This window comes from Desulfosporomusa polytropa, from assembly GCF_055380075.1.
The window spans coordinates 4047378-4060340 of sequence record NZ_AP042400.1; the positions used below are offsets into that span (position 1 = coordinate 4047378).

General features: G+C 43.4%; 15 protein-coding genes. 5 read left to right on the forward strand and 10 right to left on the reverse strand.

Annotated features, from left to right (window positions below):
• Window positions 1-58: 58 nt before the first annotated feature.
• Window positions 59-1189, reverse strand: a complete 1131-nt coding sequence (locus ACZ449_RS20625) for a M20/M25/M40 family metallo-hydrolase (RefSeq protein WP_464257932.1) — start codon at window positions 1187-1189, stop codon at window positions 59-61.
• Between the two features lie 85 nt (window positions 1190-1274).
• Here ACZ449_RS20625 and ACZ449_RS20630 point away from each other — a divergent pair, with 85 nt between their 5' ends.
• A complete protein-coding gene (locus ACZ449_RS20630) occupies window positions 1275-1592 on the forward strand; it encodes a hypothetical protein (protein WP_464257933.1) in 318 nt (105 codons plus the stop codon).
• 31 nt (window positions 1593-1623) lie between these two features.
• Here ACZ449_RS20630 and dinB read toward each other — a convergent pair whose 3' ends face one another.
• On the reverse strand, window positions 1624-2784 hold the full coding sequence (dinB, locus tag ACZ449_RS20635) for a DNA polymerase IV (RefSeq protein ID WP_464257934.1): 1161 nt from the start codon (window positions 2782-2784) through the stop codon (window positions 1624-1626).
• Window positions 2785-2940: 156 nt separating this feature from the next.
• Here dinB and ACZ449_RS20640 point away from each other — a divergent pair, with 156 nt between their 5' ends.
• Window positions 2941-3273: a hypothetical protein gene (locus ACZ449_RS20640; RefSeq protein ID WP_464257935.1), complete on the forward strand. Its 333-nt coding sequence runs from the start codon at window positions 2941-2943 to the stop codon at window positions 3271-3273.
• A gap of 53 nt (window positions 3274-3326) precedes the next feature.
• On the opposite strand, the gene ACZ449_RS20645 is transcribed toward ACZ449_RS20640, so the two are convergent.
• On the reverse strand, window positions 3327-4085 hold the full coding sequence (locus tag ACZ449_RS20645; RefSeq protein WP_464257936.1) for a hypothetical protein: 759 nt from the start codon (window positions 4083-4085) through the stop codon (window positions 3327-3329).
• 23 nt (window positions 4086-4108) lie between these two features.
• Window positions 4109-5068 carry a 3'-5' exoribonuclease YhaM family protein gene (locus ACZ449_RS20650; protein WP_464257937.1) on the reverse strand — a complete coding sequence of 320 codons (960 nt, stop codon included), beginning with the start codon at window positions 5066-5068 and terminating at the stop codon, window positions 4109-4111.
• A 152-nt stretch (window positions 5069-5220) separates the two neighbouring features.
• Here ACZ449_RS20650 and ACZ449_RS20655 point away from each other — a divergent pair, with 152 nt between their 5' ends.
• Window positions 5221-5445, forward strand: coding sequence for a hypothetical protein (locus ACZ449_RS20655; protein ID WP_464257938.1), 225 nt, complete (start codon window positions 5221-5223; stop codon window positions 5443-5445).
• Between the two features lie 11 nt (window positions 5446-5456).
• Here the strand turns inward: ACZ449_RS20655 and ACZ449_RS20660 are convergent, their stop codons facing one another.
• Entirely contained in the window at window positions 5457-5867 is a 411-nt protein-coding gene (locus tag ACZ449_RS20660) for a hypothetical protein (RefSeq protein ID WP_464257939.1), read from the reverse strand.
• Between the two features lie 173 nt (window positions 5868-6040).
• Between ACZ449_RS20660 and ACZ449_RS20665 the strand changes: the two genes are divergently transcribed.
• Window positions 6041-6208: a hypothetical protein gene (locus ACZ449_RS20665; protein ID WP_464257940.1), complete on the forward strand. Its 168-nt coding sequence runs from the start codon at window positions 6041-6043 to the stop codon at window positions 6206-6208.
• Window positions 6209-6548: 340 nt separating this feature from the next.
• On the opposite strand, the gene ACZ449_RS20670 is transcribed toward ACZ449_RS20665, so the two are convergent.
• From ACZ449_RS20670 to ACZ449_RS20685, 4 genes are all read right to left on the reverse strand, one after another.
• Window positions 6549-6740 carry a Spo0E family sporulation regulatory protein-aspartic acid phosphatase gene (locus ACZ449_RS20670; RefSeq protein WP_464257941.1) on the reverse strand — a complete coding sequence of 64 codons (192 nt, stop codon included), beginning with the start codon at window positions 6738-6740 and terminating at the stop codon, window positions 6549-6551.
• A gap of 258 nt (window positions 6741-6998) precedes the next feature.
• On the reverse strand, window positions 6999-7175 hold the full coding sequence (locus ACZ449_RS20675) for a Spo0E family sporulation regulatory protein-aspartic acid phosphatase (protein ID WP_464257942.1): 177 nt from the start codon (window positions 7173-7175) through the stop codon (window positions 6999-7001).
• 54 nt (window positions 7176-7229) lie between these two features.
• The gene (locus ACZ449_RS20680) at window positions 7230-8300 is read right to left on the reverse strand and encodes an HD-GYP domain-containing protein (protein WP_464257943.1); all 1071 of its coding nucleotides are present in this window, start codon (window positions 8298-8300) and stop codon (window positions 7230-7232) included.
• Between the two features lie 257 nt (window positions 8301-8557).
• Entirely contained in the window at window positions 8558-10048 is a 1491-nt protein-coding gene (locus ACZ449_RS20685) for a sigma-54-dependent transcriptional regulator (RefSeq protein WP_464257944.1), read from the reverse strand.
• Between the two features lie 423 nt (window positions 10049-10471).
• On the opposite strand from ACZ449_RS20685, the gene ACZ449_RS20690 reads away from it, so the two are divergent.
• Window positions 10472-10816: a hypothetical protein gene (locus ACZ449_RS20690; protein WP_464257945.1), complete on the forward strand. Its 345-nt coding sequence runs from the start codon at window positions 10472-10474 to the stop codon at window positions 10814-10816.
• A gap of 57 nt (window positions 10817-10873) precedes the next feature.
• Here the strand turns inward: ACZ449_RS20690 and ACZ449_RS20695 are convergent, their stop codons facing one another.
• Window positions 10874-12859, reverse strand: coding sequence for a TonB-dependent receptor (locus ACZ449_RS20695; protein ID WP_464257946.1), 1986 nt, complete (start codon window positions 12857-12859; stop codon window positions 10874-10876).
• Window positions 12860-12963: the final 104 nt, after the last annotated feature.

A 12963-nucleotide genomic window follows, 5' to 3' on the forward strand; every position in this document is an offset into this window, starting at 1 on the left:
TAGAAAAGCTAGATTGCGAGCTATGCTCGCAATCTAGCTTTTCGTTACTCTGGTATTGCTATCTTTTAGCCTGGCCAACGGCCTTAATAATGGCCAGGACCAATTCACCACTATTGTAGAGGTCCTCTTCCTTGATAAACTCCTCCGTAGTATGTACCTTGGACATGCCAGTACCGAGTACAGCTGTCGGAATACCATAGCTGTTAAAGAAATTAGCGTCACTGCCGCCGCCAGTAGCCTTAATAACAGGCTTAAGCCCAATACTTTCGGCAGCCTGACAGGCCAAACGCACAACAGGTGCTGTCTCAGGCAATACAAAGGCATCATATGCTTTAGCTATACTGACTTCAGCTTTGCCACCGGCAGCCTTGACAGTCTCTTCAAACACCTGACGCATATGCTGTGTCTGAGCGGCCAATTTTTCCTCGTTACGGCTGCGAGCTTCAGCCTGGATTACCACTTTATCAGGAACAATGTTAGTGACTGATCCCCCTTCAATTGTGCCGATGTTAGCCGTAGTCTCCGAATCAATACGACCATCATTAATTTTGGCTAACGCCTTACCTGCCAATATGATAGCATTTACACCCTCTTCAGGCGCAACGCCAGCATGAGCTTTCTTACCTTGAATGACGATTTTCAGCTTATTATGGCCAGGAGCCATATTAACAATCTCTCCTGGTGATCCGCCGGAATCCAGCGCATAACCGAAATCAGCTTGAAGCAATGCTTGATCGATATTTTTTGAACCTTGGAGACCGCCTTCTTCGGCTACCGTAAAAACAATTTGGATATCGCCATGGAGAATATTTTGTTCTTTGATCACCCGCAAAGCTTCCAGAATAGCCGCTACCCCTGATTTGTCATCAGAACCAAGGATAGTATCACCAGCCGAAGTAATAATGCCATCTTTTAGGACAGGTTGAATATTGCCGCAGGGTTCTACGCAGTCCAAATGGGCAGTAAAAAGCACACTGGGCGCCCCAGTCAATGTACCTGGAAGAAAGGCCAATACATTGCCGCAATCGCCGCCAGTTTTGCTGCCAGTATTGTCTTCTGTTACTTCTTCTATATGTAAGTCTGATAGTTTTCGCCTAATGACATCAGCCACCTGACGCTCTGCGTGGGTAGAGCTTTTAATCTGTACCAACTCATAAAATTCATCAAGTAGTCGCTTCCGGTTAATCATTTGAATTCCTCCCGCATATTTAGTGCTGCACCCAGTCATATTAAAGGTACGACTCATGTTAGCATTTGTAGAAAGGGTGCTCCTCATGTCAAAAACAATTGCGTTAGCCCACTATAATCACAAATTGGCTAACCAGCTTTCCGCCCAAGGCTTCCGGGTGGTAGATAACTCATACCTTAGCCGTCCTGGTCAGGCGGCTGACGCCTATTTATATACCAGCTACCATCCTGATACAGATACCTGGGTTACGCCTCATCCCGAGCATGGGGATATTAGCCTTGGTAATTATCATTATACTACGACTGACCACCCAGCCACTCTCCAACTCAATATTACCGGCCTAACCGCCAACCAGATTACTGATATACTTCGCCAGCGTTTGGCCCACTGTGCTAGGCTGTAATCTATGCAGGTAGGTGGTGTGTTGATATATATTACCGTTGCCGCGCTATCATGGCGCGCCCACGGGTAACAGCAGCTTCACCAAAACGCTCTTTTACCTTGTCGATAGCTTTGGTAACAGCCTCTGCTTTTTCATTGCCTTGGTCAAAAAGGGACATCTGACCTCCTGCGGCTACTAAGCCGCTTACCGTAACTCCCAACAACCTTACCCCTTCGTTTAACACAACTTTGCTTACTATCTCTGCAGCAACCTGGTAGATGGTCTCATCAAGATTGGCGGCTACCGCCAGTGTCCGGCTGCGAGTAATAGTACGAAATGAGGCAAAACGGATTTTTATTGTTATTGTTCGTCCGCTTAACTTTTGCCGCCTAAGCCGCCAGCCTACTTTTTCCACCTGAGCCCATAACTCAGTCTTAATATCCTCCAACGCTGTAAGGTCTTGAGCAAACGTAATCTCTTTGCCAATTGACTTGGGTTGCCACTCAGGCTCTACCAAGCGACTATCCTGCCCATTTGCCAGTTGATGCAAAGTATATCCTAGTTGGCCACAATGCTTGGCAATCAGTTCCGGATCAGCCTGAGCCACTTGCCCGATGGTTTTAAAACCCAACTTAGTCAGGGTCTGTGCTGTTGTCTTCCCCACTCCCCATAACCGGCTAACTGGCATATCAGCGAGTATGCTATCAACCTCTTCCGGACGGATAACCATCAGGCCGTCCGGTTTATTTATATCTGAGGCCAGTTTGGCTAAAAACTTATTCGGCGCTACCCCAGCGGAGGCAGTAAGATCAAGCTCAGCTTTAATCCGTTCCTTAATTTTTACAGCAATATCGACTGGACTGGCAAATACGCCTTCCATACCTGTGACATCAAGAAAGGCTTCATCAAGAGACAGCGGTTCTAGCAGTGGCGAAAAATCAGAAAATATGCGTAAGATATCCTGCGAAACTCTGCTATATTTTTCATGATCAGACGGCAAAAAAATGCCTTGTGGGCAACGCCGTCTGGCCTCGATGGAGGACATAGCCGAATGAACTCCGAACTTGCGGGCTTCATAAGAGGCAGTAGCTACAACGCCGCGCATGCCTGTGCCCCCGATAATAACCGGACAACCCCGCAGTTCAGGATTGTCCCGCTGCTCAACCGCTGCAAAAAAAGCATCCATATCCACATGAATTATCCAACGCTGCATAATCTAACCTCACATCCTTTCGGAACGTATGTTCTTGTTAATTGTACAACAAACTAATGGGTTAATCAATACAGCAGTTACAAAATGTAGGACCAACGTCTCTTTAACTATACCTGTCTATATGCTACACTAAGGATTAGAAAAAGGAGGTTACGTATGAAAGTAAGCTTATTGTTATGCGTTTTACTACTACCTGTCCTTTTCCAGCCTGTATCGGCTGAAATAGCGCCTATTATTTGGTCAGAATCGATACATAATACACCAAAACCGACAACTGAGTTGCTCAATTTAGATAACTATCTGATTGTCAAATCAGACCGCACCCTTTCACTTGATTTGACCGATCATTTCCCGATAAAGACCATTATCCTTCGACCAGACAATAACCACTCTGCCTATTTTGATAAGAAAGCCTTCCTGTTTACGCTTGAGTTATCTGATAAGGCCAAAAAGGTTGTTGATATTCCTTTGGGCGAGCATACGTTTTAATTAAAACAAAAAGAAGTCCGCGGCGCTAAAAAACGGCCGCCAGGACTTCTTTTTTACTTACCAAAATACTTCAATATAATGTCAACAATATTGGCAAGCATGTCTTCAGCAGCCCGGTGATTGACATTGGCCAATTCTACATCAAACATTATGTTGTCCAACTTAATAAACGGCACCAATACATGGTTGGTTTGCAAAAACGTTGGAACAGAAAAGGTATGCACTATCGTTTGCGGTTCACCACTACCGACTTTATGTTGTTTGCCATATTGGTCAAAAATCCCTTGGACAGTATCTATACAATTGCCTGCTTCATCATAAATAAAACTATACTTAGGATCAGCACTCACCTGTACCGGTTCATCCCCCAGTCCAGCCTGCTCCTTAGCCTGTTTAACCCAGGGCCTATCCACGTTAACCTGAACATTGCTAACAACCGGTTCCCATACTTCAGTGGTAATCGGTTGAGTCAGTTCGCATAACAAAATACCCGCATTAGCTGCCATGTCTTTAATATCTTTCTGGTACACCGGTTGGGTCACGACGACCCCGATAACCTGTCCTGGTATATCCCGGAGCATTCGCAGGAAAATAAACAATTCTGCCAAACTTGCCTGCTCTTTGCCCTGAATAACAACCTTATAGGTAATATCCCCATCCGTAAATTCCCAGTATGCCTCGACCTCATGCGTCGAGGTCTTGCCTTCAATCATCGCGTTGTATTGCGCCTTACAGGTTTTAACAGTATCCACATCAGCAATAGCTTCATACATCTCGCGAACGGCTTGCTGATAGATGTTTGGGCTTGTCAAAATAACACCACCATACTTATTAATTATTCTACACTTGGCCTGTATACATCCCGCCGTAGGGTAGCACTTCTATTAAATCCGCCAGGCTCTGCCCGCCCAGCCTCACGAGAAAATTGCTCAGTTTTTGCGCTGAGGTTATCCAAATAATGCAGTATCTCGGCCTCCAACAACATTGGTTCCACCGGACTACCCCACTCGGCCTGCCCATGATGAGAAAGAATACAATGTTTTAGCATTAAACCAAGCTCTGGCGCAAGTCCCACTGTCTGGCAGGCGTGGTCTAACATCTCCATGCCAAGTGAAATATGTCGTAACAGCTTGCCCTCCTTGGTAAAGCCAATACCCATACCAAACGCATCTACCTCAATTTCCCGTACCTTGCCAATATCATGAACCAGAGCAGCCGCCAAGAGAATATCCCTGTTTATTTTGTCATTGCGGTTACAGTGATCCACCGCGCCTACTGCTACTTCAAGCGTATGTTCAAGCAAACCGCCGATGTACGCATGATGGTTCTTGACCGCTCCCGGATGCCGCTTGAATCTTGCACCAAAAGGCGTGTCGGTGCCAAAGATAGTCACTAACAATTCCCGCAGCCGGTCATGCTTGATACTGGCGATAATAGCTGTTAACTCACTAACCATATCATCAATTTTTCTGGGAGCCATCATACCCAGGCTTTGCAGCGATTGATCAATTTCCGCCGGCGATGGCAGAAAAACACCGTCGATTGTCAATTGCGGACTATCCTTAAAATAATCCAATGTAGCTTCCAGGCGCAGTATCCCATTTTGCTGAAACAATGGTATGCGTTCACCAGGTATATCCCAGTACTTGGCAGGTACCTCAAAACTTTGATCACTAATCAGGCAATCACCATATGACTTACCATTTCTGGCGGTTTTAACTTCAAACCGTGAAATCCGGTAGATGCCTACCACTTTAGATCCCTTTGAATTCTTAACCGCGTCCCCAAGCTTCATCCTATTCTCCTCCACAAACACTCTTCCTATTCTTGATAATCTCATAGGAAATTCTCCTGGGTACCGGCAAAATCCTTTATTTTAAAATTCCTCCACACCCTTCAAGCTCACCAGCAATATATTGTAACAAGAGGTTAAAGGAGGTTTTCATATTGGCTTCTTATGACAAAATGGTAAAGTACCTAGTAGAAAAACTTCAGCTTGCCCTAGCGCCACTTGAGCAAATTGCTAGAAACCAAAGCATCCTGGTGGCGCAAAACAAACAGATGATTGATTTGTTAGCACAACTTAACGACAATCGGCTAACGGCTAACGAACAAGAACAAACCAGTAAAGAACAACCAACTATTCTCGAACAGACTACGTCTGATGACTAGACAAAGCTTTCCTATCTAGAAGGCCGATGGTCAGGTTGGCGATGCCGCTCCGGAACAAACTCCACATAGATCGAGTGCGGACGCTCCACATGCGGAAGCCGGTAGTCACGCACTGGGCCAATATTTCTGCCATCAACAACGACCTTGTTAACCACAAAGCCCCGCTCGGGACGAATAGAAACAAAAAGTGATTCCCCTTCACGGACATGAACTCTTCCTTCTGGTGAAACATACCCACCATGGCTTGCACTAATATCAATAGGATACTGACGGTGTTTCTCCGGATAGTGCTGATCAGGCGGTCCCGGGTGGTGCTGTTCAGGCGGCGGTCCCGGGTGGCGATCCGGATGGTGCTGTTCAGGCGATTCTGGGTAGCGATCTGGATCAAATGGCTGCGCAAAAACAGATAGTGATGCACACATTAAACATACTGCAAGCAAAATGACTTTTACCATAATACTATTCCTCCTTATTCTTGTTCTTTTTCTATTATATTTTCGTTATACAAATTCAAATTCCTTCCTTTTTACTCCAGTTCCCTTGACATCACCACCAAATTATGAGACATTTTAGTAAACGCTAAGGAGCTACTCCCGTGAAAACAAACCTAACATTGGAAGAGACTTGTTCTAACTGCAAGGGCTCCGGCAAAATTGGCACTCATCCTTGCCCAACTTGCCAGGGTACGGGAACTATTCTTAATGAAGAAGGCCAAAAAATCCTTGCTTACTTGCGAAACAGCATCCGTTCCTCTGAGCACTGAATTGCTATTATCCAGCACTGCCCAGTAAAAAAACAGCCGTCCTCCCCGGAGCGGCTGTTTTTCTGTACTAATTTACCATAGAAAACATTACTTTCTCTACTTAAAAATTGCCGAAATCGAACTACAAACCGTATAAATGGTTAACAAGGCTGTAAAAATCACAATAGGATTATGGCGAAATCGAAGCAAACTAGCCCTCACCTCATTCTTTACTAAGCTAGTTTATACTATTCCCAACTTACCCTATTGTTAAACCAATTATTTGACAGTATGCCGTCATTTACTTTTTGCCGCCCCGTTAATCCAGGGAAAGTTATACTTTCCAGCTGGACAAAAAACCTTAGCTAAAGCTAAGGTTTTTTGTATAATCAGAGCTTTGCAACACCTGCTGCTTTGCTTTTTCAAAATCAACAATCAGGCGATCTAGTTCTTTACTAAGGGAAATGACATCCGGATCTTGCATGTTAAAATTCTTGGCTACCACTAGGCCACTCAGCCGGATACGCATAGCTTCAATTTTTAGATCTTTCATGCAAACTTACCCCCTTTGTCATTTGCACATTGCTTCTTGCTTACCTACAAAGCAAGAAGCGTGCCAAAATCAGCACGCTTCTTAAATAATATTCAAATACGTTTCTTATGACTATAATCTATGGCACCCTTCGACAAGCTCAAGCAGATCTGAGGTACTTGCAACAGAATTTTCCTTATTCATAGAAGATCACTAAACAAATTTCATACAAAAATTGCATGGTATGCAATTTTCGTATGAAATTTGTGAGGCCTCTATTCACACTTGTAATATAACCTGTTTTGCCTTTTCAAAATCAACAATAAGACGATCCATCTCATCGCTTAGAGAAATTAATTCAGGGTCTTGCAGATTAAAGCCCTTCGCCACCACTAATTCACCCAATTGGACCCGGGCATATTCGATTTTTTGTTCATACTCCCGTAACTTTTCCATTTATCCAATCCTCTCTTCCACATTCTTTTTTACTCACCCAGTCAACCAAGGTCTTTACTGTTCCGTATAACGTGCCACCAATTTATTTTCTATCCGCGCAAATGCACGAACGATAACCGGATCAAAATGGGTTCCGATCCCCTGCATAATAGCTTCCCTAGCTTTAGCATGAGAACACGCCGACTTATAACAACGTTTTGATCGCATGGCATCATAGACATCGGCTACTGCCATGATGCGAGCCGCCAGCGGAATATTTTCTCCTGCCAGTCCATCCGGATAGCCGCTCCCATCCCATTTTTCATGGTGAAACCGTACAATGTTAATCGCCATATGGAGAAAGGAGTTTTTAGGATAATAACCGTAAACAGCTTGCAGCATTTTAGCACCTATCGTCGTATGCGATTTTATGACCTCAAATTCCCGGAACGTGAGCCCTTCCAATTTATGTAAGATTGTGTGAGGAATTCCTACCTTGCCGATGTCATGCAAAACACTGGCGCGATAGATATTCTTCACAAACTCATCATTAATATCTGCACAATAGCGCGACGACGTCTTAAGCGTTAAAGCCAATAGCCGAGAAATCTTCTGAACATGTTCGAGATGCTGAGCTGTTTCGTCATCATAGGACTCAACCATTGTCGTTAAAGCAAAGCTCAAGGCTGACTGCGCTTTTACTATTGCGCGCGTTTTTTCGTTAACTATGGCTTCTAAGCGTTTTCGGGATTGATGTAAGCGAAGCTGGGTCCCAATTCTAGCCTCCACTTCAGCACAGGAAAAGGGGTGTTTTATATAGTCAGCACCGCCAACGCGAAAAGCCTCAGACATATCAAACAGTTCTGTTGATGCACTTATAAATATAACCGGAATGGATTCCCATTCTACTGACGCCTTCAATTTTTTACAAATTTCATATCCATCCATATCTGACAGGTTGACGTCAAGGATAATTAAATCTGGTACACTACGCTGTATGATTTGCAAGGCAAAGGTTCCACTTGACGCAACCCGCACTTTATATGCCAATTCTCGAAACATGACTGAGAGCATTTCTAAGTTAGCTTGATTATCGTCTACAATAAGAATTTCTGCATTCGCCACCTCACTAAGCGCCGGCATCATACATAACTTCCCTCCAATTTGACCTCCGATGATCTCTTCTTACTAACCTCTAATGCAAAAAGCGTGCCACAATCGGCACGCTTACTTAATAATATTCAACTACTATTATTTTGTCAGGCAAAACACCCTAATCATCAACAACTTCAGCAACTATCTCCTTGGCAATAGTGACTGATTTTTCTTAACGCAAAAGTAGAAGAATGTCATTTCATACAAAAACTTGCAGTAACTGAAGTTTTTGTATGAAGTTTATTTCACTAGATTTTGTTAATCTCTTGCTTGATCCGTTTTTTCTCCAGGCGATAATATAAGGCTCGCAGGGAAATTCCCAGATACTTAGCTGCAGCTGCCTGATTGCCGTCATGGGCAATGATGACCTCGTCAACAATATCATCACAGAAGCTTTTTAACGAATATCCACTCGAAGGAAAGGGCAACACCATTTGCTGCCTGACCACATCACTACCCAGCTCTTGGCTGAATGCTTGGCTGTGTCTTTCTTCACCCAGTAAATGTGCAAGATGGTTCACTTGCAGTTCTTCCCCGTCATAGGCAAAGGCAACATATTCGATAACATTTTTAAGTTCTCTTATATTCCCCGGCCAGGAATATTCCTTCAATAGCTTGGCCGCCGCAGGAGCTATCAGGTGAAACCGTTTCTTTTTCTGCTGGGCAGCATCCATCAGGAACGCATTCGCCAGCGGCACAATTTCGTCTTTTCGTTCTCGCAGCGGCGGTACCATAAGACACCCAACCTTCAGACGATAATAGAGATCCCTGCGGAAAGTACCATTTTCTACTTGATTCTCAATCAAACTATTGGTAGCACAAATAATCCTGATATCACTTTTAATCTTCTTCAGCCCGCCAACCCGGTAAAACTCTTTCTCCTGAAGTACCCTAAGCAGTTTTGCCTGCAAGTTAAGCGGAATTTCACCGATCTCATCAAGAAACAACGTTCCCTTTTGTGCCATATCAAATTTACCTTTTGCGCCTTGGGGTGCACTGCCGGTGAATGCGCCCGCCTCATAGCCAAACATTTCACTTTCAAACAAAGAGGGCGTCAATGCACTACAATTAATAGCAATAAACGGTCTATTAGTTAATTCATCCATTGTCACACCATAGTGAATAGCTTTGGCTATAACTTCTTTGCCAACACCAGTTTCCCCTTGAATAAGCACAGAAATAGACCTATCGGCATGAAACTGCTGCGCCTGCTCCAACAATTTACGAGTACTTTCCCCAAAAACCCCCACTTTACCGATGATTGACTCTGCCAAAACCTTTTTCACGGAAAAGAGTTCGCGCCTAGTTGCCTCGGTAGCTGCACAGACTTCATCCTGGAATCGATCAGTTAGCTTTTTGTTTTCCCTCAACAATGCCTGATGTTCGGCCACCCGGTCAATTGTCAATGTCAGTTCCTGCGGATCAACCGGTTTTTGTAGATAATCATAAACTCCGGCACGTAAAGCGTCGACAGCAGATTTTATATCCGCATATCCTGTAAAAAGAACAATATCTGTCCGCCAACTGTCTGACAATTGTTTTATGGCCCCTGCCAATTCAATGCCTGACATGCCTGGCATATTGATATCAGAAAGCACCATCGGATAGTCTGCATCAACAAGCTCAATAAGTGCCTCAACAGCACTAGAGCATTCTGTCACCTCGCAGTTACGGTCCTGCAAAAGACATCTCACAACTGATCTGCTAACCCGATCATCATCTACCAGCAGTACCCGCATTCTTTGCGCCTCCTTGCATATATAGTATCCAATAAAGTGAGACCTACATGTAACTGCCTATTCCGGTCACTGAATTGGCTTATACCAGCAGTACCATAATATAATACATTTCTCTATGATTTTTAATTTCCCTTTTATGTGCCTTGTCTCCAGCTCTATTATTCTACCCCTACTCGTTAAAAATCGTTTATCGCAAACGGATAGATGTTTGTTCCAGGAAAGCAATTATTTGACAGAATCGATTATTCGTGGTATAATGACTTATATTTATAAGTACCTAATGACGATTAGTGACAATATCATATTGTTTTTAACCGCCACAGAATATAGGCGACATTTGCCTGTACGCCCCCGAATACCCAAAACATAGGGTTTTTTTTTATGGGGAAAAACTGCTTTAGTTAGACTTGATAAGGAGAATCTATGAGACTATATCATTTTACTACCGAGCAAAATCTGGAACAAATCTTGGAAAACGGCTGTATTAACCAATCCGTCGAAGGCGTCGTATGGTTAACTAAGAACAAAGAACTCGAAGCACAGGAATGGGCTGACGGAAATAATCCTACAGTCAGAATAAGCGTTTCACTTCTCAACATATCCTATTTTGGCAGGAATGCACCACCGCAAAAACTGGTACAAGGCGCGGCGGATTGGTATACAACCGCACATGCAATACCGCAAAAACTATGGGTTGATGTTGAATCACTCAAAAAAGGCCATTGGTGTATTTATAAAGGGCTAAGCTATAGAAATAGGAAAAAGTAAAACCAATGAGGAAGGCTCCCGAGAAACCGGGAGCCTTCCTTCTCTTTACTGTTAAGGTTACATTTTAACAGTAACACCAGCCATAAAATTGATTCCATCACCTGGGGAGTCATATTTTTCCCAGTAATCGGTATCGAAAATATTATTTACATGCAGAAAATATCCGAGATTTTTATTTTCTTGATAGTTAAAATTAAGATCTACCGTGTGATAGCTGTCAAGTTTTTTATAGGTTTTATCGGTGGTTAGCATGTTGCCGAGGTACTGACCAAGAACGCTCGCCTGGAACTTGTTTACCGTATAGGTTAAGCCCCAGTTAACCATGTTGTCCGGCAAATTGGTTGATCTGGTTTCAGCCCCGGATGCATCAGTATCCTTACAATCCAGATAGGTATAATTGACAAAGCCCTTCAGTCGTTTTGAAAAGGACCGATTATACTGCAATTCTACGCCTTGTATCTCCGTTTTTGAAATATTGTAATATAAGCCATATAACGCGCTGCTCTTATCCGAATTTTTGTCGATGCGATCAGTAATTTTATTATTAAAAACCGCAACATCCAGCGATGATTTCTCATCAAAATCATGTTTCCAGCCTAATTCATAGTTTTTTGCTCTTTCAGGATCAGGGATATCCACACCTTTAACAACATTACCTGCCATTTGTTTAGCAGTAGCAAAGATATGCGACTTACCTGCAGAAAAGCGTAAGGTATTTTGCTTATCCATTTTATGGGTAATATTTAGAACCGGATCAGTAGCATTATCATCCGCATCATCGACACTCTTGAACGTCTGCTTTACCTCGTCATACCGCACTCCCAGCGTAAGCTCGGTTTTATCACCAAGCCTCAGATTATCCTGAATATAATAGCCAGTACGTTTATCGGTACCACCATCACTAACACCAAGGACGTCATCAGAATCCCAGTCAATTTTGTTGTATTTTGTACCAAAAGTTATCGTATTATTCCGATCAGTCTGTAAATCACCAGTAAATTCTATACCGTTCCCTTCAGAAGTCCAGGTACTACGATACCAGGTCGGATGGGTAGCGGTATTAATATGTTTAGCGGCGTTATTTCCGTTATATACCCACAGGTCATTTCCATCTGTTACATGGTATAATTTCATATTATATTTAAACTTGTCACTGGTTTTTTGATCTAACTGCAAGGCAATGTTAGTCTGCTTAAAGTCCTTATATTTCCAGTCTTTTACGTCCGACTTTCCATTTACTAACGTGTCTCCCGACCATTTATTACCAGTAGCGCTCGTTTCCTGACCGGTACTTTGGTCAATGCTATTCGCTATCTCGCGGTCTGTATTCATATAGTAGCCGCTTAGTGTCAAATCAGTATCTTTGTTGAGATTCCATTTGATTTTACCGTTGAAATAATCTGTGTCATATTCAGTATTGCTCAATTCCCTATTGCCTTGTTTTTTGCCGGCGGTTACGTAGTAACTGGCATTGTTGTCACTGCCACTGTATGAGATATAGTTATCATAACTAGTATGTGAGCCGCCTGACATATTAAGATTGAATTGACCAGGGCCTTGTCCCGTTTTTGTAGTAATTAAAATAATGCCGCCCTTATAATCTGTCCCGTATTGTACAGGACCAGGCCCTTTGATGATCTCAATCTTCTCAATGTTATCAGCCGGTATGGTTTCCAAATCAGAGGCAGAGTTTGAAGCAATGCCAGACAGAGGGAATGCGGGCATGCCATCGATGTAGACTTTCGTTTGGTCGGCTGCAGCACCACGGATGCGCGCCAGACGAGATCCTTTATCGCCATTAACGATATACAACCCTGGAACGCTATTAATTGCCTCTGCCAAATTGGTTGCGCCCATCTCTTTAATTTTCTCGGCCGTAATGACCTCTGTCGTCACCAGATAGTCTGCTAATACTGTCGAACGGACTTGCACTTCATCAAGAGTAGCCTCCTTGGACTCTTCTGCCTGGGCAAAATTGAATGAACTTAACAAACAAACGAAAACTGCTGATGGGATGACCATTTTTTTTAAACTTTTTCGCATATGCAATACCTTCTTCCTTACAAATTTCTCCCCTAAACCCACGTATACCCAACTCGGCTATCAGGATTAACGCCCCTAGTGTCACCACCTTTACCACTCGCCGC